Source organism: Embleya sp. NBC_00888 (genome assembly GCF_045207655.1).
Classification (GTDB): Bacteria; Actinomycetota; Actinomycetes; order Streptomycetales; family Streptomycetaceae; genus Embleya.
Window position 1 is genome coordinate 906,025 of the sequence record NZ_CP108784.1, and the last position, 20,875, is coordinate 926,899.

At 72.4% G+C, this 20,875-nt stretch carries 19 protein-coding genes; 6 read left to right on the forward strand and 13 right to left on the reverse strand.

Annotated elements, in window-relative coordinates:
• Positions 1-96: 96 nt before the first annotated feature.
• Positions 97-3,090, reverse strand: coding sequence for a LuxR C-terminal-related transcriptional regulator (locus tag OG948_RS03535; protein WP_406293747.1), 2,994 nt, complete (start codon positions 3,088-3,090; stop codon positions 97-99).
• 558 nt (positions 3,091-3,648) lie between these two features.
• On the opposite strand from OG948_RS03535, the gene OG948_RS03540 reads away from it, so the two are divergent.
• Together OG948_RS03540 and OG948_RS03545 are read left to right on the forward strand one after the other, a co-directional pair.
• Positions 3,649-3,888, forward strand: a complete 240-nt coding sequence (locus tag OG948_RS03540; protein ID WP_406293749.1) for a DUF397 domain-containing protein — start codon at positions 3,649-3,651, stop codon at positions 3,886-3,888.
• A gap of 148 nt (positions 3,889-4,036) precedes the next feature.
• On the forward strand, positions 4,037-4,963 hold the full coding sequence (locus tag OG948_RS03545) for a Scr1 family TA system antitoxin-like transcriptional regulator (protein WP_406293751.1): 927 nt from the start codon (positions 4,037-4,039) through the stop codon (positions 4,961-4,963).
• 45 nt (positions 4,964-5,008) lie between these two features.
• Here the strand turns inward: OG948_RS03545 and OG948_RS03550 are convergent, their stop codons facing one another.
• The 4 genes from OG948_RS03550 to OG948_RS03565 all read right to left on the reverse strand — a co-directional run bounded on the left by OG948_RS03550 (position 5,009) and on the right by OG948_RS03565 (position 9,428).
• Positions 5,009-5,821: an SAM-dependent methyltransferase gene (locus tag OG948_RS03550; protein ID WP_406293752.1), complete on the reverse strand. Its 813-nt coding sequence runs from the start codon at positions 5,819-5,821 to the stop codon at positions 5,009-5,011.
• A 223-nt stretch (positions 5,822-6,044) separates the two neighbouring features.
• A complete protein-coding gene (locus OG948_RS03555) occupies positions 6,045-6,506 on the reverse strand; it encodes a hypothetical protein (protein ID WP_406293754.1) in 462 nt (153 codons plus the stop codon).
• A gap of 61 nt (positions 6,507-6,567) precedes the next feature.
• Positions 6,568-7,695 (reverse strand): helix-turn-helix domain-containing protein, encoded by a 1,128-nt coding sequence (locus tag OG948_RS03560; RefSeq protein WP_406293756.1) that lies wholly within the window; start codon positions 7,693-7,695, stop codon positions 6,568-6,570.
• Between the two features lie 929 nt (positions 7,696-8,624).
• Positions 8,625-9,428: a class I SAM-dependent methyltransferase gene (locus OG948_RS03565; protein ID WP_406293758.1), complete on the reverse strand. Its 804-nt coding sequence runs from the start codon at positions 9,426-9,428 to the stop codon at positions 8,625-8,627.
• A 280-nt stretch (positions 9,429-9,708) separates the two neighbouring features.
• Here OG948_RS03565 and OG948_RS03570 point away from each other — a divergent pair, with 280 nt between their 5' ends.
• The gene (locus tag OG948_RS03570) at positions 9,709-10,494 is read left to right on the forward strand and encodes an SAM-dependent methyltransferase (protein WP_406300172.1); all 786 of its coding nucleotides are present in this window, start codon (positions 9,709-9,711) and stop codon (positions 10,492-10,494) included.
• Between the two features lie 277 nt (positions 10,495-10,771).
• On the opposite strand, the gene OG948_RS03575 is transcribed toward OG948_RS03570, so the two are convergent.
• From OG948_RS03575 to OG948_RS03600, 6 genes are all read right to left on the reverse strand, one after another.
• Positions 10,772-13,066 carry an FtsX-like permease family protein gene (locus tag OG948_RS03575; protein ID WP_406300173.1) on the reverse strand — a complete coding sequence of 765 codons (2,295 nt, stop codon included), beginning with the start codon at positions 13,064-13,066 and terminating at the stop codon, positions 10,772-10,774.
• 20 nt (positions 13,067-13,086) lie between these two features.
• Complete coding sequence (locus OG948_RS03580; protein ID WP_406293760.1) at positions 13,087-13,767, reverse strand: ABC transporter ATP-binding protein; 681 nt, start codon at positions 13,765-13,767, stop codon at positions 13,087-13,089.
• Positions 13,764-14,288: a PadR family transcriptional regulator gene (locus OG948_RS03585; RefSeq protein ID WP_406293761.1), complete on the reverse strand. Its 525-nt coding sequence runs from the start codon at positions 14,286-14,288 to the stop codon at positions 13,764-13,766. The genes OG948_RS03580 and OG948_RS03585 overlap by 4 nt, the downstream gene beginning before the upstream one ends.
• A gap of 220 nt (positions 14,289-14,508) precedes the next feature.
• Positions 14,509-15,300, reverse strand: a complete 792-nt coding sequence (locus tag OG948_RS03590; RefSeq protein ID WP_406293763.1) for a S1 family peptidase — start codon at positions 15,298-15,300, stop codon at positions 14,509-14,511.
• A 332-nt stretch (positions 15,301-15,632) separates the two neighbouring features.
• Positions 15,633-15,950: a peptidylprolyl isomerase gene (locus OG948_RS03595; protein ID WP_406293764.1), complete on the reverse strand. Its 318-nt coding sequence runs from the start codon at positions 15,948-15,950 to the stop codon at positions 15,633-15,635.
• A 148-nt stretch (positions 15,951-16,098) separates the two neighbouring features.
• On the reverse strand, positions 16,099-17,055 hold the full coding sequence (locus tag OG948_RS03600) for an SDR family NAD(P)-dependent oxidoreductase (protein ID WP_406293766.1): 957 nt from the start codon (positions 17,053-17,055) through the stop codon (positions 16,099-16,101).
• 65 nt (positions 17,056-17,120) lie between these two features.
• Between OG948_RS03600 and OG948_RS03605 the strand changes: the two genes are divergently transcribed.
• On the forward strand, positions 17,121-17,570 hold the full coding sequence (locus OG948_RS03605; RefSeq protein ID WP_406293767.1) for a MerR family transcriptional regulator: 450 nt from the start codon (positions 17,121-17,123) through the stop codon (positions 17,568-17,570).
• 65 nt (positions 17,571-17,635) lie between these two features.
• Here OG948_RS03605 and OG948_RS03610 read toward each other — a convergent pair whose 3' ends face one another.
• Positions 17,636-18,331, reverse strand: coding sequence for a GntR family transcriptional regulator (locus tag OG948_RS03610; RefSeq protein WP_406293769.1), 696 nt, complete (start codon positions 18,329-18,331; stop codon positions 17,636-17,638).
• Between the two features lie 193 nt (positions 18,332-18,524).
• Here OG948_RS03610 and OG948_RS03615 point away from each other — a divergent pair, with 193 nt between their 5' ends.
• Complete coding sequence (locus tag OG948_RS03615) at positions 18,525-19,727, forward strand: amidohydrolase family protein (protein WP_406293771.1); 1,203 nt, start codon at positions 18,525-18,527, stop codon at positions 19,725-19,727.
• Between the two features lie 216 nt (positions 19,728-19,943).
• A complete protein-coding gene (locus OG948_RS03620) occupies positions 19,944-20,153 on the forward strand; it encodes a hypothetical protein (protein WP_406293773.1) in 210 nt (69 codons plus the stop codon).
• 89 nt (positions 20,154-20,242) lie between these two features.
• Here OG948_RS03620 and OG948_RS03625 read toward each other — a convergent pair whose 3' ends face one another.
• Positions 20,243-20,851: a PadR family transcriptional regulator gene (locus OG948_RS03625; protein ID WP_406293775.1), complete on the reverse strand. Its 609-nt coding sequence runs from the start codon at positions 20,849-20,851 to the stop codon at positions 20,243-20,245.
• Between the last annotated feature and the right edge of the window lie 24 nt (positions 20,852-20,875).

Genomic DNA, 20,875 nt, shown 5'->3' on the forward strand with positions numbered 1-20,875 from the left:
GTCGGGCCGGATCGGCTCGGCTCGGCTCGGGTCGGGTCGGGTCGGGCCGGCTCGGGTCGAGACGCGGGTCGGGCCGGCTCGGGTCGGCGTCGGCGGCTACTTCGAGGCCAGCCGGGTGGACAGCGCGGAGCGGCCGGAGATGCCCAGCTTGCGGTAGACGTGCGTCAGGTGCACCTCCACCGTGCCGCGGGTGACGCACAGGAACTCGGCGATGGCACGGTTGGTATGCCCGGCGGCGGCGAGTTCGGCGATCTGGCGTTCGGAGGGGGTCAGCGAACCGGGACCGGACAGGCTGCTGCGACGCAGCCGGCCGCCGCAGGCCAGCAGGTCCTTGTGCGCCCGCTCGACCAACAGGTCCCAGCCGCACTCCTGGGCCAGGCCCATCCCGCGCCGCAACGACTGCCGGGCCGCCGCCGGTTGTCCGGCCAGCGCGTACATCCGGCCCGACTCCACCAGGGACTCGGCCAGTTGCAGGCGGGCGCCGGAGTGTTCGAGGACGGCGACCGACTCCTCCAGGAGTCGGGACGCGGCGCGCGGGGGTTCGATCCGCGCCCGGTTGCGCAGGGCCTCACCGATGGTGGCAGCGGCGCCCCAGCGCCGGGCGATGTCCAGACCCTCGTCCAGCAGCGGCACCGCTTCGGCGCGCCGGTCCAGCTCGGTCAGCGCCAGCGCCGCGCCGCCCCGCCAGTCGCTCAACGCCGGGTTGACGATGCCCAGTTCGGCCAGTCGTCGGCCGCATTCGAGATAGTCGGTCAGTGCTCCTCGGATGTCCCCCATCGCGTGCCGACATCGCCCGCGCACGCCCAGCGCGGTGGCCCGGGCCCGGGGTACCCCCAGGGATCCGCGCAACATCGCGGCGGCGGCGTCGTGTTGTCCCAGGATCACCCGGATGCGCGCCAACTGCACCCGGGTCGGTTGGGCGAGGGCGGACAGTTCGGGGCCGCGCGCGAGTCGGCTCGCGGTGCGCGCCTCGGACAGCGCCTCGGGCAGGTTGCCGGCCCGCAGCGCGATGTCCGCGCACAGGCAGTGCGCCACCACGGCCGGCAGGCCGATCCGCGAGTGGGCGGGCCCGATCGGGATGGTCGCGGTCAGGCCCGCGGCCCACGCCCGGGCCTCGTCGAGCCGTCCGGCCCAGGCCAACACCACGACACTGCGCAGCAGGAGCAGGGCCGAGGCGCTGCCGCGCGGCGCTTCGCCGGAGAGCGCGCGTTCGATCAGGTCCAGCGCCACCGAGCTGGGTTCGGCCCGGCACGCGCTGTCCGAGGCGAACGCGGCGAGCAGTTCGCGTTCGCCGGCGGTGACTCCGGTGACTCGTGTGAAGTCCACCGGCGAGTCCGTGCCGTGCGGCAGTTCGCGGGTGGGCCGGCCGCCGTGGGATGCACCCTGGTGGACGACGGCGCGCAGGCGCAGCCGCACGTCGGGGTCGGGGCAGTCCTGCTCGGCCAGTTCGCCCAGTCGCGACGCGGTGCTGCGGGCCGGCCGCATCACCGACTCGACGCAGTCCCCCTGGCGCAGCACGTGCGCGTGGCACAACTCCAGCACCGCCTCGGCGCGTTCGGCCGGGTCGGTCAGCAGTCGCAGCGCCTCCTCCAGGTGCCGCGCGGCGGCCTCGGGCGCGGTCGGCACCTCGGCCCGCCCGAGCAACACAAGCAGACGGGCCCGGTGTTCGGGGGCCGGGTCGTCGCGCAGGGCCCGCCGGGCGTACTCGGCGCAGCGCAGCGTCGCGCCCGCCTCCAGCGCGGTGCGGCCCGCCTCGTACAGCACCGCGCCAGCCCACGCGTGGTCGTCGACGTCCAGCGTGTCGATCCGCAGCAGGTGTTCGGCGACGCGCACGGGGGGCGCGCCATAGTCGCCGAGGCGCCGGGCGGCACGCAGGTGTCGGTCGCGCAGCAGCTTCTCCGGGATGGTGTCGTGGACGGCGTCCCGCAGTTCGGGGGTGCGGAACATCAGTCGGCTGCCGACCGGGGCGCGGCGGAGCGCGCCGATCCGGACCAGTTCGGCCAGCGGGCCGTCCAGCCGGTCCGGGCCGGTGCCCAGCAGGTCGGCGACGATGTCCAGGTCGGCGCCGTCGCCGAACAACGCGGCGGTCTGGGCCAGCGCGCGGACCCGCTCGGATTGTCGGGCCAGCCGGGTGGTCACCGCCGCGGCCTCGATCCGGGCGGCGATGCGGCGGAGGTGATCGGCCCGGGTCGGCCGGGGCCTGCCGTCGACGTGGATCCCGGTGCGGGTGGGCCCGAGTTCCGGGGGCAATCCGGCCTGGAGTTGGGTGTCGACCAGCCGGGCCAGGTATTCGGGCACGCCGCCGGTGACCTGGTGGCACAGCCGTACGAACGGTTCGTCGGGGGCTCGGCCGCCGTAGGCCCGTTGCACGAGTTCGCGGGCGCTGTGCACGGACAGCGGGCGCAGCGTGGCCACGTGGCACGCGGCCTGGGCGCCGATGTCCTCGAGCGCGTCCCGCGCGGGCAGGTCGTCGTCGACGCGTACGCCGAGCACCACCAGCAGCGGCAGTCGGGACAGTCGGCGGACCAGGTGCGCGAACCACCGCAGCGAGGCGTCGTCCATCCACTGCGCGTGGTCGACGACGATCACCCGGGGGCAGCGGCGCACTGCGGGCAGCAGCGCCTCGTAGAGTTCGTCGAACAGTTGCCGGTCGTTGTCGGGGACGGCGTGCGGCAGGGCCCGGCGCAGTTCGTCGAAGCGAGAGTCGCCGGGAGTGTCCACGGCGTCGTCGAGGCCGGTGAGCAACTGGCGCAGCGCGGCGAAAGGTTGGTCCGCGTCGCGGTGTTGGCACGAGACCAGGATCGGCGCGGCGCCGGCGCGGCGTTGCCGGTCGGTGAACTCGACGAGCAGTTCGCGGCACCACATGCCGGACGGGGTTCTGATGATCACGGCGCGCCCGCCGGCGCCGGTGCGAGAAGCGCGCGCGTGCGCGAGCAGATCGGAAAGTTCGGATACCCGCTCCGGTTCCACTGAAGCGTCCCTTCCCCCGGGCGCGGCCCCCACCGCGGCGCTGTGCGGGGAAAGTGGGCACAGCGTTGCTCGTCGGGGACGCCGCCGGCGGCTCCCCGCGGGGCCGGAGCGGTGTGTCACGTTCCGGGACGTGGGAGGACGTCCCGCCTGTCCAGCCGTGCGTGGGTGGTTCCGGTCGTGCCGCGCGGCCCCTCCCCGTCGGGTTCCGCGGTCGCGGAACCGCGGCGTGGGGCACGCCGATCAGCTGTGTCACACCATCAGCGGGTTCCTTGTTACGCCATTGCGGCGGCGGGCCACAAGTCCCGATTGCCAACTGCGCGCAAGGATCTTGTGACCGTGTGTTGAACAAATCCCAAGTTCGCTCCGAGCACCGGTCAACCCTCTGATTTCGGCCGGATCCGTCTCCCGGAGACCGGTTTCGAGGGGTCGGGTCGGTTGCCGTGGGCGCCCCGGGTACGGGGCGGTTCGTTCGGGGCGCGCGCGACCGGGGGACCGGGCGCGACTTCGGGCGTCTGCGCCGGCCCGGATCGGGCACTCTTTCGGGGGACTTCGCGGTCGGTTTCCCGTGACTGGACGTTCGCTCGGTTCCATGATGCAAATGCAGGTGGTTTTGCGAGACGGCTGTCGCGTCCGTGATCGCGCCGTGCGGGTCGCGATCGGGCGGGATCGGAAAGGGTGATGAGCATGCGTGCCGGTAACGGGGATCCGGCGGACTCGTTCGGGTCCGTGACGTGGGTGAAGAGCAGCGCGAGCACGGCCGAGGGCAACTGCGTCGAACTCGCCGTGCTGCCCGACGGGGAGGTCGCGGTGCGCGATTCGCGGTGCGCGCGGGGACCGGCTCTGGTCTACGCGCGGGCGGAAATCGCCGCGTTCGTCGCGGGTGCCAAGAACGGCGGGGTCGATTCCCCGATCGACTGATCCGGGCCGGGCCGGGCCGGGCGAGGCGCGGGCGGTGCGGGCGAGGTAGGGGGACGGTCCGGGCCGGGCTCGGCGGTGGGATCGACGGACAGGCGGGTTTCGACTCGCGATAATGGCGTGCGTCGACACGTCCATTCCTGGAGCCCGTATGTCCGCCGACCGCCCGGCCCGCGCCCCGTCGATCGCACCCGTGGTGTCACTGACCCAGCAGAGCAATCCGGCCGCGGCCGTGAAGGTGCTCGGGGCCACGCTGCGCAAGTTGCGCCTGGACAACGGCAAGGGGCTCAAGGACGCGGCCGAGGCGATCCGGGCCTCGATGTCCAAGATCAGCCGTCTGGAGCGGGGCGAGAGCCCGCCACGCGCCCGGGACGTCTTCGACCTGGTCCACTTCTATGGGGTGCGGGACGAGGAATCCCTCTCCGAGATAGAGGAGTTGCTCAAGAAGGCACTGGAGCGGGCGTGGTGGAGCCATTACAGCGACGTGATGCCGGGCTGGTTGGCACGGTTGATCGGCATGGAGGACTCGGCCACCAAGATCGACACCTATGAGGTGCACGTGGTCCCGGGCCTGTTGCAGGTGCCCTCGTACACCCGCGCGATCGTACGCACCGGGCTGCCGCGCGCCGACGACGAGGAGGTCGAGCGACGGATCGACCTGCGGTGCCGGCGCCAGGCGTTGCTCGCGGACGAGCGCCGACCGGACCTGACCGCACTGCTGGACGAGGGCATCCTGCGTCGCCCGGTCGGCGGCCCGGAGGTGATGGCCGAGCAGATGCGCCACCTGCTGGCGGAGTCGGCCCGGGATCGGATCAACATCCGCGTCGTACGCTTCGACCGCGCCGCCAGCATCACGCCGCCGTCGCCGATGACGTATCTGCGCTTCGCGTCGGGCGGCCCGAGCGAGATGATCTACCTGGAACAGGCCAACAGCGCCACGTACTTGAGCAGGCGCGCGGACATCGACGCCTATCGGGAGATCCTGCTGCGACTGTGGGCCGCCGCCGAGGACCGCCTGTCCAGCGAACGCATGCTGCGCGACGCCGAACGGCGGTTCGCGGCGGGCCGCACCGACTGATCCGCGCGCCGGTGTCCCGGCGATCGGCGGGCGGTCCGGGTACGGTCAGGGAATCCGGGCCAGGCCGCCGTACTCGATCCATTCCTCGGTCTCCTGGCGCGCGGTGACATGCGAGTCGGGTCGCCACGTGGAGACCTCGACCAGGCCCGGTTTCATGATGGTCAGCCCGGCGAAGTACGCGTCCACCTGGGCGGGTTCGCGTACCCGTCCCCAGTTGCCGCCGGTCGCCTCGGCCATGAAGTCGCTGACCCCGTCCCGGATCTTCGCGTCCTCACTGACCAGTTGGCAGATCACCATGAAGCTGCCCGCCGGCAGCCGTTCGGCGACCCGACGGATCATCGCGGCGGGCTCGGCCGCATCGGGCAGGCAGTGCAGCACCGACACGAACAACGCGGCCACCGGCTCGTCGAGACGGATCAGTCGCCGCACTTCGGGGTGGTCGAAGATGCCGGCGGTGTCGGTCATGTCCGCCTGGATCACCGCGGTGTTGTCGTTCTCCTCCAACAACATCCGGCCGTGCGCCAACACGATCGGGTCGTTGTCGACGTAGACCACCCGGGAATCGGGATCGACACCCTGAGCCACCTGGTGCACGTTCTCCCGCGTCGGCAGCCCGGATCCGTGGTCGAGAAACTGGCGAATCCCGTACTCGGCGGCCAGCACCCGCACCACCCGCTGGAGGAACGCCCGGTTGTTGCGCGCCAGTTCGCAGGTACTGGGCACGATCTTGAGCAGCTCCGCACAAGCCACCCGATCGGCGGGGTAGTTGTCCGTACCGCCGAGATACCAGTCGTACATCCGAGCCGCACTGGGCGTGTCCACGTCGATCTCGAAAACGTGCTTCTTCGCGTCCCCCACCAGACCCCCTCGATTCCGCACCCGCCCGGGCACGCCGCCACCGTCCCGGCCGCCCCCGGCCATGCTAGGCGCGCACCCGGCCCCCGGACAGCCACTCCTTCGAGAAGCCCGGTGCTCGACCCGCTCGTGATGTCGACGCGATCCGCCCCGCCCGCCGTCGAGCGCCGCCGAAACCATCCACCGGACGACGTCCGTCGCGGCCCGACGCGGTCGGAATGCTCCGTCACGATGGGCCGTTGCTCGCTTCGGGGTTGCGTTCGAGGGTTTTGACCATGGCGCTGGGCAGGGTGCGTTCGGCCGCGACCAGGTGTGCCGCCACCTCGGGTGGGTCGGTGCCCATCAGGTCGGCGGTCGCGGTGAGGGTCAGGCCCAGCCGATAGTGGAGCAGCACCGCGTCCGCCTGGGGCCAAGGGAGCGCGTCGTGCAGGGTGTCCCGCGCGGGGACGGGCATCGGGCCGGGGGCGCGGATGACCGCCCGGCCGAGGATCCGCCACGCACCGGCGGTCGGGTTCGGTCCGCGCAGGATGTCCGCCCAGTTGACGGCCAGTTCCGCCACCGCCGATTGCACGGCTCGATCCCCGCGGACCCGGTCACCCACCCGCAGGCGGGCGTACTGCGCCCAACGGGCCCGGTAGAGCAGGCAGAACGCGGCGAAGTCGAGCGGAGCACGGGACCGCCCGACCACGCCTGCGCCTGCGCGTACTCCGGCGGGCGCGACGAGACCGACGGGCCGGGTCGCACGCGGGTCACCGGACATCGGCAACACCGGGACGGGCGTCCGCACCCGGGTCGGCGCCCGTGAGCGCCGTGAAGGGGAGTCCACCGGGTGGGAATCCGGTGTCGCCGAGGCGGATCAGGACGCCGTAGTGCACGTGGGTCCACAACCGGCGGATCACATCCGGGTGCGCGCCCAGGCGCTCGACCAGAAGTTCGGCGGTGCCGCGATCCGGAATCAGCTCGCCGGCCAGGATGCGCCCCACCGAGTCGGGGGTGAGCGGCGCGCCGCCGATACGCTCCGGCACGGGTCGCCCGGCGGCCAGCCACAGGCCGCGCAACATCTGCGCCAACAGCAGTGCCAGGTCCCGAAGTTCGCGTCGGATGTGGTGGTCGATCCCGCGCGAGCACTCCCACAGGGCACGCAACTCGCGCGCCTCGCCGCCCAGTTTCCCGGCCAGCGTCTCCACCACCGGCCACGACGCCCAGACCTCGCCGGCCAGGATCCGGTCCAGGAATGCCTCGCTGATCCCCGCCTGCCAGGCCAACTCCGCGGCGGTCACTCCGTCGGCACGGCGCAGTTCACGCAACGCGGCGGCCAACCGCTCGCCCGCGTGCTGCGACGACGAGAGGTCCTCGTCGCCGCCGGCGTCCGCGCCGGGGTCCGCCCGGGCGCCCAGCCGCGCGGCCAATTGCGCGGACCACTCCGGACGCAGCCGCGTCGCCGAGGCCGGACGTGCCTCCCCCACCACCGCCCGATAGCGCTGGGTCTCGCCGCTGAGCCGATCCGCGTAGGCCAGCCGCACCCGCAGCGGCTCACGCGTGCGCTCGGCCTCCTCCAGCGCGCACGCCACCCGGCGCAGGATCGCCACGATTCCCGTCTCCAGGCCGCGAGGATCGACCCGACCGGCGTGCTCGGTGAACTCGGTGGACTCGACGGCCTCCGCGGCCCGCACCCGGGCAGCCCGCTCGCCCGCCTCGACCCGCACCGACATCCCGCGCACCTGTGCCCGTGCCTGCGCCCGCGCCCGCTCGCGCACCCGCTGTGCCCGTCGCCGACACGTCGGGTCGCAGTACAGCCGCTTGCGGCCGGTCACCTTGCGTTGTGCGAATCGTCGACCGCACGCCGCGCACCGGGTGATGCCCCTCCGGGCGTTCATCCCCTGTTTCTCCCCTCCGGTTTCGACCGAGGCGGCGACGGCGAGCCCGGAAACGTCCCGGCTCGCGATACGCACGCGCCTCACGAACGACCCCTGGGCGCCCGATCCGAGCGCGACACTCGCAGTGCCCGCGGCCCCCGCAACGCCCGCGATCTCCACGTCCTCGCACCCCGCCTCGTCGATCCTCGGACTTCGCATCGTTCCCCCCGAGCGAAAGCACGGAATGGTACTTTCGGGAATCGCCGGAGGCGGTCCGAAAACCCTCCGCCGGATAACTCGATCAACATCTTCGATTCCTTGATCGTTGTTCCCGATGACCTCGGACGGGTGACCGCCATCCGGGGTCATTCGACGTTTCGGAAGCTACTCCCAGAATTTCTCCGGCACCAACGAATCCGCGGAAATGCAAATGCACGGGCACGGCCCCGAGTATCCGAAACGATCGAGGACGTCCTGCGGATCCGACAGCAGTGACCCACCGAACCGCCGAGAACCGCAGGCCCGGAAACATAAAAGCACAGGTGCCGCCAAGATCCGATCGGAATTCGTCAAAGCGTCCGATCGGCCCGATTTTCGCACCTACCCCCGAGCGGACCCGCACGCATGGCGAATCCACTCTCCCGAGTGATACGCATGCAATTGCATATGCAAAGCAACGACCTCCACCCCATTCGGGAATTCCGACAATCCCGACACCGACCCCACCCGCCGCACCCCCACGCCCACTCCGGCGCACCGACAACCGTCGCCATCCGCCCGCGCACGCGCCCCCGGACCGGAAGTGCTCCGAGGGCGCATTCGTATTCATCGGTGCCGACCACGATCACCGGCAGCCCGCACCCCCGACTCGGTGGCCGGCAACCCGCGCACCCGACTCACGGCCTGGCAACCCGCGCACCCGACTCCGTCCCCGCCCCCACGCACCCGACTCAGTCCCCCGCCCGCGTGCCCCGGATCGCCCAGGCCCTGGCCGTGAGCGTGATCGACCCGTCCGCCCGGGTCGGCACCGCCGCGCGCAGCGCCTCCCGCAACCGGTCCCGGGCGGGCGGCGAAAGCGCGGCCACGTAGCCGGGCGCGGGTCCCTGCCCGGCCAGGAACGGCTCCCACAGGTCGTCGAAGTCGGCGAACCCCGTCACCACCTCGATCGGCACGACCGACACGTCGACCAGTCCCGCCGCCGACCACAGCGCACGCAGCCGATCCGGGCGGCACACCGTGAACCGCCGCCCCTCGTCCCACCGGGCCGCCACCGGATCCACCGCACCGGCGGCGCCCCAGAACCACCGGAGCAATCCCATGCCCTCGGCGTAGTCCCACACATACCCGGCGACCAACCCACCGGGCCGCACCACCCGGGTCGCCTCCAGCACCGCCGTGTCGGGCGCGGGCAGGAAGTTGAGCACCAGCCCGCCGACCAGCACATCGCACGCCGCGTCGCGGACCGGCAGCGCCAGGGCGTCGGCGACCACGAACCCGGCCGGCGCCGGCACCGCGGCCCGAGCCCGGGCCACGAATCCGGCCGACCGGTCCAGCCCGAGCACCCACCGGGGCCTGCACCGGTCCACCACGGTCGCGGTCAACGCGCCGGTACCGCAGCCCGCGTCCACCCAGCGCAGCCCCGCGTCCGCGTCGAGCCACGCCACGAACTCGGCCGCGACCGCCCTGCTCCACCGCCCCATGTACCGCTCGTACGCGTCGCCGAGCGCCCAGGTGTCGAAGCGTCGTTCGGTCATCCCTCCACCATCGCCGACCCGCCGCGCCCCGGCCACAGCGGCGCCGATCGGCACGACGGCGAGCCGCGCACGCTCCGGTCCACCCGAGCCCGACACGCCCGGCCACCGAAGCGAACCGAACGGTCGGCGCCTGGCACAATGGTTCGGGAACCGGTTCGATCGCGCCGGTCGATGCCGCCCTTCGTTCGAAGCGCGCCCGCTGAACGGCGAACAGGCGCCGGGTGCACGGCGCGCAGGGAAGAGGAACCACCCCGTGAGCGAGAGTCGACCCGACGAGGGCATGCCGACATCGAGTCAGGACGTGGCGCACAACGCCCGGGTCTGGAACCACTGGCTGGGTGGCAAGGACAACTACCCGATCGACCGCAAGGTCGGCGACCACGTCACCGACATGTTCCCCTCGATCGGCGAAGTCGCCCGCGCCGATCGGGTCTTCCTGGGCCGCGCGGTGCGATTCCTGGCCGGCGAGGCGGGCGTGGACCAGTTCCTGGACATCGGGACCGGGCTGCCCACCGCCGACAACACGCACGAGGTCGCCCAGCGGGTCGACCCCACCGCGCGGATCGTGTACGTGGACAACGATCCCCTGGTGCTGGCGCATGCCCGAGCCCTGCTCACCAGCACCCCCGAAGGCGCCACGGACTACATCGACGCCGACGCGCACCACCCGGACGCGATCATCGCGACCGCGAAGGCGACGCTGGACTTCGAGCGACCGATCGCGGTGATGCTCCTGGGCAGCCTCAACTTCATCCTGGACACCGACACGGCCGTGGACATCGTGCGCCGGCTCATGGCGGCGGTGCCCTCCGGCAGCTACCTCGTGGTGACCCACCCGACCACGGAACTCGGCGGCGAGGGCAACGTCGAGGCGATGCGGTTCTGGAACGAGAACGCGAAACCGCCGATCACCGCCCGCAGCCGCGCCGAGTTCACCCGGTTCTTCGAGGGTCTGGAACTGCTCGAACCGGGCATCGTCTCCTGTTCCCGCTGGCGCACCGACGCCCCCGCCGACGAACTGCCCCCGGTCGTACCGCAGTTCGGCGCGGTCGCCCGCAAGGCCTGACAGCCGCCGAGCCCGGCCCGCCGGCCCGGGCGGCCGCGCCGCAAGGCGTGCCCCGCGTCCCGGGGGGCGCGCTCACGCTCTCGGTGGCGCCCGATGCCGACCCGAACCGCGCCGGCACTGCGCCGGGTTGCCCGGATACGCCGCCATCGCGGTGAACAAGCGGCGCCTGAACACCCCGCTGGTGCGGCGGCACGACACCACCCGCGAAACGGCGATGCCGGGCTCGGAAATCCGCACCCGGCACCACCACCATCCATCGACCGGGGCCCGCGCACCCCTACTCCGTACGCAGCCCGTCCGGTCGCATCAGCCGCCACAGCGGCGGCAGGCTCAGCGCCGTGACCAGCAACACCACCCCCGCGCCGATCCCGGTCATCGCCGCCATCCCGGACCAGTCCACGGTGAACGGCCGACCCACCATCCCGAGTAGCGCGGCGCCCAACCCCACGCCGGTGGCCACCGCGAGCATCAGCCCCAGGACCACCGGGATCGCCGACTGATACAGGATCGACCAGCTCAGCGTGCTGCGCCTGGTGCCGAACGCGACCAGCACCGACAACAATTTCCGCCGCTCGCGCAGTTGCTCCAGCATGGTCACCAGCAGGCTCGCGCCGATCAGCGCCAGCACCACGGCCGTGCCGATGAACAGCGCCGTGCGCACGTTGGCGAACCGCCGCGATTCCTCGGTCGAGGACAGATCGTAGACCGAGGACAGCGGGTCGACCCGGGCCGCGGCGTTGCGGACCAGGTCCCGGGCGTCCGGAGCCGCCGGGTCGATTTGGATGTCCATCGAGAGGGTCAGGCGCTTGGTCGCGGCCTCCGGCACCGCGCTCGGCGTCGCCAGCACGCCGTCGTACGAACGCCCGCTCGGGTCGGCCCGCCCCGGAACCGCCGCCGCGGCCGCCGGAATCCGCCACGGCGTACGGGCCGACCGTTCCGAGTTCGGGCCGTACGACGGATCGACGATGACCTGCTGCCCGGGGGCCACCTGCATCTCGCCGAACGGACTCGCGCGGGCCTCGATGATGAACGTGTCGCCATCGGCGCATCGATCGATCCGGGCCAGCTCGCGCAGCGCGTCGCAGTTCCCGATGGTCAACGAGGTCGAGCCGCCCGGGTCCGCCGCCCGATCGCCGATCCGGGTGCTCGCGTACCCGAAGGCGGACCGCACGCCCTTGCTCTCCCGGATCGCCCGGGTGATCTCGGCGACCTTGTCGCTGCCCGCCCGCACATCGGACGACATCGACATCTGCGCCCGCTCGGTGTCCTGGCCGGTCTCCTTGACGTAGTCCTGATCGACGCCGAGGAAGAGCATCTGCAATGCGATGGCGCCGGCCACCGCGACCGCGATGCCGTTGACCGACCGCGCGGCCAGGCCGCTGCCCAGTTGCAGCCGGCGCACCGCGAGTTGCCACGGCACCCGACCGGCGCCGAGCCGGAACACCACGGCCTCGACCAGCCACGGCAGCAGCGCGGTGACACCGACGAGCAGGAGAACCGTGCCGGCGACCACCTGAAGTTCGTTGAACTCGCCGCGATCGGCACCGCGACGGATCATCGGGAACAACAGCGCCACGCCCGCGAGCGGCAGCAACAACCGCCACCACACCCGGCGCCGGATCGGCGTACTGGTGCGCACCACGCCGAGCGGCTCGATCGCCACGGAGCGCAGTGCGAACAGCGTCACCGCGACGGCGGCGGCCGGCACCGCGAGCGCCACCAGGACCGCGAGCGGTACGCTCGGATCCAGGTCGCTCGGGAAGATGCTCAGGTCGAACGCCGCCGCGACATCGGTCGGTTGCCGACCGATCAGGAAGAAGCCGAGCCCGAAGAGCAGCCCGAACAGCGAGCCCGCGAGCGCCTCACCGGCCGCGATCCAGCGGGTGGTCCGGGAATCCGCGCCCACCAGCCGCAGCGCCGCGAGCCGTCGGTCGCGCCGTTCGCCGCCGAACCGCACCGCCGTGGCGATCAGTACGGCGACCGGCATCAGCAGCACCACGAACATCACCAGGACGAGCAGGAGCAGCCTGGCGTCCAGCTTCTCCGCCGGGATCGAGTTGCCGAACCCAGTGATCCGCAACGTCGACATGGAGTCCGCGGCGAGCGCGTCGCTGCCGACGTAGTAGACCAGTTCGTCCGGACCGATCAGCCCGTGGTCGCCGATCCGGCCCACCGTGCGGTAGGGGAAGCGCTCCTTGAGCAACCGCCCCCGGTCCGAGCCGAGCAGTTCGGCCAGGGCGGGCGAGACGACCATCTCGCCCGGGCCGGGCAGCTTGCGCAATCCCGGCGGGATCGGCGCGTCCGGGCCTTCCGCGCGCAGGATCCGGCCGCGGATGTCCTCACCCTTGTAGGCGGTGTCCGCCATCCCGATCAGCAGCGTGTTCGCGCCGGCTTCGGCCGCCCGGCCCGCGTGCTCGTCCCGGGCCCGCCCGCGGTCGTCCCGGGCGCCCAGCGCGCCGGGGATCGCGGTGGTCAGCAGCAACAGCGCCACGCCCAGCCCGACCCCGATCGCGGTCAGCAGCGTACGGGTCCAGCCCTCCCGGCCGCCGGTGACCGCGAATCCGGCGCCCATTCCCAGGTCGCGCCACACCTTCACGCGGCACGCGCCATGTCTCGGGACCGGCCGTCGCGGACCACGATCTCGCGGTCGGAGTAGGCGGCGATCCGGGCCTCGTGGGTGACCAGCACGATCGCCGCGTCGGTGGTGCGGGCCGCCTCGATCAACATCTGCATGACACGTTCACCGTTGAGCGAGTCCAGCGCACCGGTCGGCTCGTCCGCGAACACCACCCGCGGGCGGATCACCAGGGCGCGGGCCACCGCGATCCGCTGGCCCTGCCCGCCGGAGATCTCACCGGGTCGTTTGCCCGCGAGGTCGGCGACCTCCAGGCGCTCCATCCACTCGCGGGCTCTCGCCTCGGCCTCCTTGCGCTTGACCGCGTTCAGCCGCAGCGGCAGCGCGACGTTCTCCAGGCAGGTCAACTCGGGTACCAACTGGCCGAACTGGAAGACGAAACCGAAGTCGCCGCGGCGCAGCGCGCTGCGCTGCCCGTCCGTCATGGCGGTCACGTCGCGGCCGTCGTAGCGAATGGCACCGGAATCGGGCCGGACGATGCCGGCCAGACAGTGCAGCAACGTGGATTTGCCCGATCCGGACGGACCCATGATGGCCACGACCTCGCCCGCGCGGATGGTGAACTCCGCGCCGGCCAGCGCGGGCGTCGCACCATACGTCTTGTGCAGATCCTGGCCACTGAGCAGGGCGTCGGTCACGTGCGGATCTCCTGGGTGAGTTCGCCGAGGCGTGCGGTGGTCAGTTCCAGCCACCGCAGGTCCGCTTCGAGGTGGAACAGCGCGTGGTCGCAGATCAGTCGGTCGCCGAGGTCGCCGTCGATCTTGCGCCGGGTGAGGTCGCGCATCATGCGCAGGTGCTCGGCGCGTTGGGTGTCCAGGATCTCGTTGGCGTCCCGGCCGGTGAGCAGCGCCAGGACGACCTTCGTGTAGAGCGTCGACTGGAGGTAGGGCTCGGGCTTCTCGGGTTGGCCGAGCCACTGCTCGACGTCGGTGACCCCGGCGTCGGTGATCGAGTAGCGCTTGCGCTCGGGGCCGCCGCCGGTCTCGAGGCCGTCTATCTCCACGAGCCCGTTCTTCAGCAGCCGCGACATGGTCGAGTAGACCTGGCCGTAGGCGAGCGAACGGTCTCGCCCGAAGCGCTCGTCGAAGCTGCGCTTGAGGTCGTAGCCATGGCGGGGGCCGGACTCCAGGAGCCCGAGCAGGGTGTGTCCGATTGACATGCGGAGCACTATACATAGCAGGTATACCTAGTGTGTATAGCGAGATCGACCCGCGCGGGCCTGGGCTGATGGAGGGCGGACGGGCAGGTGTGCGGCGGGATCGACGAGGGCGCGCCGCCCGATCGGCGACGCGCCCTCGTCCTCACGAATACGGTTGTTCGGCCGAACCCGCCTGCTCAGCCGTGGCGGATCACGCGGTGTTCCGGACTCCCGGAACCGCTCAGAGACCAAGCCCCTTGGTCACGGCGCTCGCCCGGGTGAACACCGATTCGGGCTGCTCGCCCGTGCAGTACTTGTTGCCGGTGGACACGATCCCGATCAGCTTCCCCTTCTCCACCAGCGGCCCGCCGGAGTCGCCGCGGCAGATGCTGGTGCCGGGGTTGTCGGCCGGCGCCTGGCCGCACACCCGGGTGGCCGGGCTGTCCTCGGGGAACGTGTAGGGCTCGCACCGCGGCAGCGGCGAGAGCACCAGGGTGGTCCGCTTGAGCCGCGTGGTCGTCGCGCCGCCGTCGGTCTTGCCCCACCCGTAGACGGTCGCCTTGTTGCCGACCTTGTAGAGCGCGTCGTCCTTCGCGCCGGCGATCGGCAGGGGCTTCCGGCTCAGCGAGCGGTCCAGTTCGAGGACGGCCGCGTCGTAGGTGAGCGTGCCCTCCTCGAACTTCGGGTGCACCTTGGTCTTCGTCACCTTGCGGGTCTGTCCGCCCGTGCCGGACAGGTCCAGGCGCCCGGCGACCACCGTGATGGCGGTCGGGTCCTCCAGCCCGTTCACACAGTGCGCCGCGGTGAGCACCTTCCTCGGGGCCACCAGCGTTCCGCCGCACAACTGTTGGCCGTCGGCGGTGAACAGGGCCACGGCGTACGGCGCGGCACCGGCGGGCGCGTCGGTGCCGAAGCGCACGGCCGAGGCGGGCGCCGCGCAGACGCCGATCGCGGCGAGCGCGACGGCCGCGGCGCCGAACACCTTCCTCGACATGCGTCGGTGGGTGTCCTGCGTCTGCCGAGTACGAGTCATCTCGCGGTCCCCTTCGATCGGACGGCCGTGCGACGGGGTCCCGACGGAACCGACGGCCCCACCCTTTGCACGCGCGCGGTCGCCCTGCGGATGCATCCCCTTTCGCACCGGCCCACCCGCACGCGAAGAGCGCTTCCACCGATCGGACCTGCCCGGCCCACGCCCGGAATCGACCGACGCCCGCGTCCGGCTCTGCCCGGTGCCGCGTGCGGACCCGCCCGGCCCACGCCCGGATCCGTCCGACACCCGCGTCCCGACTCGCCCGGCGCCGCGATCGAACCCGCCCGGCGCTCGCGTCCGGACCGGCCGCGCGCGAGGAACGCGTTGCCCGGTCAGTCCTCGTCGACGAAGCGGGCCGGGCGGGTGCCCGCGAGCTTGATGATGTGGAAGCCGTACTGGGACGCGACGAGATCGCTCAGTCGACCGGGACGCAGCCGCACCAACGCCTCGGCGAACGCGTCGGCGTAGTCGTCCTCCTGCCCCCAACCCAGATCGCCGCCGTTGGCGGCGGACAGCGGGTCCTTGGAACGTTTCCGGGCGATCTCGCCGAACCGCCCCGGATCCCGGGCGAGTTCCTCGAGGATCGCCCGGCCCTCGCTCTCGGTCTCCACCGCGATGTGCAGGGCGTGGTATTCCAGCGCGTCGGACAAGGTCGCTCCCGGGGTCGTCGCCACCCGGCGCGCTCGGGCCGAGCGCGGTCACCGAGTTGTCGGTCATGTGGATGATAAGGCCGCCACACGACCGGGCGGGACCGACCGGAACGCGCCACGCCGGCCCCGCGCGACCGGGTCTCCGCGGTCAGCCGAACGCGTCCACTCCGGTGAGTCCGGCCGACATCCGCCACAGGCGGGCCGCCCGCTCCGGGTCCGCGGCCCAGGGCTTGACCCCGCCCACGAGCATGTCGTCGCCGGTCGCGGGCTCGGCGATGTCGCAGTCCTGGAGGTAGGCGCCGCCGTGCCCGTCGAGCAGTGCCGAGGTGGCCGCCCAGACGGTGGTGGCCGCGCCCTGGGCGGGTGTCTTGAAACCGGCGGCCGGTGCGCCGGAGGGGGTGATCCAGCCCTGTGCGAGCTGCTCCTCGCGGGGGATGTGCCGTTGCAGCGGGGTCAGGATGCTGCCCGGGTGCAGGGCGAAGGCGTGCACACCCCGACTCGCGCCGAGCTCGTCCAGGTGTCGAGCGAAGAGCGCGTTCGCGGTCTTGGACTGCCCGTACGCGACCCATCGGTCGTAGCCGTTGCGAAAGTGCGGGTCGGCCCAGCGGATGTCGGAGAGGAAGTGTCCCGAGGAGGCCACCGACACCACCCGGGCGCGGCCCGGCGTCAGAGCCGGAAGCAGCCGGTTGACCAGTGCGAAGTGGCCGAGGTGGTTGATCGCGAAGTGGGCCTCCCAGCCCGGCCCGACCAGGGTCTTCGGCCAGGCCATCACACCCGCGTTGCAGATGATCAGGTCGAGCGGGCGGCCGGTGGCCAGGAGCCCGTCGGCGAAGACGCGGATGCTCTCCTGGTCCGCGAGTTCGAGGGCGTGCACCCGGGTGCCGGGCAGGTCGCCCAGCGCGGCTCTGGCCGGGTCGACCCTGCGGGCGGGCACGATCACGTGCGCGCCGGCCGCGACCAGCGCGCGGGTGGTCTCCAGGCCCAGGCCCGAGTATCCGCCGGTGACCAGCGCGGTCGTGTCGGACAGGTCGATGCCGGCCAGGACGTCGTGGGTACTGCTGTGGGCGCCGAAGCCGGAACCGATCCGGCGTTGCGTGATGATCATGTCCGCGACGCTAGAAGCTGGAGTGCGGTCTAGGTCAACGTCCGGCCCGAGGTAGCCTCATCCGCATGATCGGGGCTGTCGGTGGAACTGTCGGTGGGACCGAGGACACGGATCGCCTGTCCATCGGCGAGGTCGCCGAGGCGACCGGGCTGAGCGTGCACGCGCTGCGCTTCTTCGAGCGCGAGGGCGTCTTCCTACGCCCGATCCCGCGCTCCGCCGGCGGCCGGCGGGTGTACGAACGCGCGGACGTGGACTGGCTGTTGTTGTGCAATCGGCTGCGCGACTCGGGGTTGCCGATCGCCCGGCTCAAGGAGTTCGCCGCGCTGGTGCGCTCGGGCCCGGGCAACGAGCCGCAACGACTGGCCCTGTTGCGTGAACACGAGGAGACCGTGCGGGCCCGGGTCGCCGACCTGAACGCGAGCCTGGACGTCATCCACGGCAAGGTGGTCGCGTACGAGGAGCACGTGCGCGCCGGTACCGCCGCCGGGGTGTGGGCCCCGACGCCGGATCGCTGACGGCGGCGGACGCCCGCGATGTCGGGCCGCCGCCGGCGGTGCGGGAGGGCCGGTCGGGGCCGCGCTCAGGGCGCCCGGTCGGCGTCGGTGAGGGCGGCCATGGTGATCCGACGGTTGGCGACCACGTGGTCGTGGGCCAGCCGCCGCGCCCGATCCGCGTCGCCGGCCCGGATCGCCGCGTACATCGCCTCGTGTTCGCGGCACATCACCGGATGGTCCTCCGGCTGCGCGGTGAGCCGGAACAACCAGCGCAGTCGGCCGTTCAGCGGTTCCATGATGGCGACCAGCATCGGGTTGCCGGACAGCGCGACGATCTCCGCGTGGAAGGCCGCGTTCGACGCGGCGATCTCGCCCGCAGCCCCCGCCTCGCCGGCCCGCCTCGCGGCGGCGAGCAACGCGCCCAGCCGATCCCGGCCGGCGGGGTCGGCCCGCTCGGCGGCCAGGCCCGCGGCCAACTCCTCCAGGCTTTCCCGGATGTCGAAGAAGTGCGCGAGGTCCGGACCGAGCAGTCGGGCGACCACCGCGCCCCGGCGCGGGTGCCCGGTCACGAAGCCCTCGGCCTGTAGCCGCTGCACGGCCTCGCGCACCGGTACCCGGGAGACCTCCAGCTCGGCGGCGATCTCGCGTTCGACCAGCCGGCGGCCCGGTTCGAGGTCGCCCTCGATGATGCGTTCGCGCAGTTCCTCGTACACCTGATCACGCAGCGAGCGGTCGGCCGCGCCGATGCTCGGCCGAGGTCGGGCCGGCCCGTTGTCCTCCATGCCCCGCACTTCCCTCCTCGGCCCGTCCGGCCTCGCCCGGCGAACGGCCGGTCGTCGATCGTCGGCTCCGCAGATCATCGCAGTGTGTGCCCGGTGTCGAATCGAGACCCACGAAACCCTTGTTTGGTATTCGGTATACCAGCTACGTTGAGCAACCTCCGCTCTCCGAGAAGAGGTCGCCTTGTCCGGTCCCGTGTCCGTAACATCCCATCCCGACCTGCTTGCCGACGTGACGCTGCCCGATGGAAGCCGGGCCGACCTCACCCTTCGTGACGGTCGCATCGCCGCCGTGACGCCTGCGGTCGAGCGCGTGGGCCCACCTCCCGCCGGCGCGCTCGACCTGGCCGGGGCGCTCGTGCTGCCCGCGTTCGTGGACGGGCACATCCACCTGGACAAGACCTTCCTGGGCGCCGACTGGCAACCGCACGTGACGGGCGGCACCATCCGCGAGCGGGTCGCCGCCGAGCGCGCGCTGCGCGAACGGGTCCGGGTGCCGGTCGGCGAGCGGGCCGAACACCTGGTCCGCCAGGTCGTCGCGCTGGGTACCGGGCACGTGCGCTCACACGTGGACGTGGATCCGTGGCTGGGCCTGACCGGCCTGCACGCGCTGGTCGAACTGCGCGAGCGCTGCCGGGATCTGCTGTCGATGCAACTCGTGGCCTTCCCACAGAGCGGCATCGTCACCGCCCCGGGGGTGGCCGACCTGCTCGACGCGGCGCTGCGCGAGGGCGCCGACCTGATCGGCGGCCTGGACCCGCTCGGCTTCGACGGCGACGTGACCGGCCACCTGGACGTGGTCTTCGGGCTCGCCGAACGGCACGGCGCGGGCGTCGACCTGCACCTGCACGACGGCGGCGCGCCGGGTGCGGCGCAACTGCGCGAGATCGCCGCGCGCACCGCCGCGCTCGGCCTGGCCGACACCGTCACGGTCAGCCACGCGTACTGTCTGGGCGCGTTGGCCCCCGCCGAGTTCGCCCGCACCGCCGACGCCCTCGCGGCGGCCGGCGTGTCGATCCTGACCAACGGCCCGAGCGGCCCGATGCCGCCGGTGCTCGCGCTGCGCGAGCGCGGTGTGCGGGTGTTCGCCGGTTCGGACAACATCCGCGACGCGTGGTGGCCGTACGGCACCGGGGACTTGCTCGAACGCGCGACGATCGTCGGCCTGCGCCAGGATCTGTGCACCGACGCCGAACTCGCCGTCGCCGCCGACCTGGTCACCGACGCCGCCGCCGCGGCGCTCGGTCTGGCCGACTACGGGCTGCGGGTCGGCGCGCGCGCCGACCTGGTGGTGGTCGAGGCGACCTCGACGCAGGCCGCCGTCGCCGCACACCCCGCCCGCCGACTGGTGCTGCACGGCGGCCGGGTGGTCGCCACCGCCGGCCGACTCGCGAACTGAGCACACCGCACCGACCACCCAACCGGTGCCACCCCACTCACCCACTCTCGACCGCCTCCGACCACGGGCCCACCAGCCCCACTCGCCCGAGCCTCGACCGCTCCCGAACACGGGCCCACCCACCCCTCGCATCCGGTCCTCGACCTGTCCCGACCACCGGGTCGACCCGTCCCGCCGAGCCGGTCGCACCCCTCCCCCGCCCCGGAGAAAACCCTCATGACCATCCGTCAGGAATCCGCCGCGCCCTCCGTCGCGGCCCCCGTCGACCCCGGCAACACGCTCGCGAACGCCCGCATCGGCACCGCGGACCTGGTCTTCCCGCTGCCGATCGTGTTCTGCGCGGGCCTGTTGATGGCCCGACACATCCGCCGCACCGACCCCGAGCGCTATGCCCTGCTGACCACGACCGACGTCGAACGGGACTGACCCCCGCCCACCGCGCCGCGTCACGCCCTCGGCGCCGCTCGCCTCGACCCACCCGCGTCGAGGCGAGCGGCGTCGAGGGCGTTCGTGCGCTATCGCGCGGCCTGCTCGGCGAATGCCGCCAGCGACTCCTGGTCCCAGCTCAGCCGGCCCTCGGTCAGGTCGTCCAACACCCCTTCGACCCAGCCCAGTTCGGCGGAGGTGACCGCACGCAGGTACTCGTCCTCCAGGGTCACCACGCGCGGCAGTCCAAGCCCGGCCGTATTCGCCGCGTCCGCCTCCAGCGCCGCCAGATCGGCGACGAGCCGCTCCCGCCGCCGAGCGAGCAACGCGTGCGTGGTCTCGGGCGTGAGCAGCGCGAGGAAGGACAACGCGGCCGGGAACTCGGGGAATTCGTTGCGCGGCGTCTCCAACATCTCCGCCATCCAGGTGTGGCACGCGGCCCGACCCGCCGCGGTGATCTCGTAGACCGTGCGCTCCGGGTACTGCTGATCGCGCTCGGTCTCGCGCACCGTGACCAGCCCGGCCTCGCGCAGCCGATTGATCGTCTTGTACAGCGAAGCGCGCTGACCCACGTTGACGACCTTGTCCTTGCCCCACTGCTTGATCCGCTGCTGGATCGCGTACGGGTGCATCGGCTCGCGATAGAGCAGGCCCAGGAGCGCCAAGGCCAGCGGTGATCTGCGGAAAGTCGTCGTCATGCGCCCAGCGTACTAGAGGCCCGG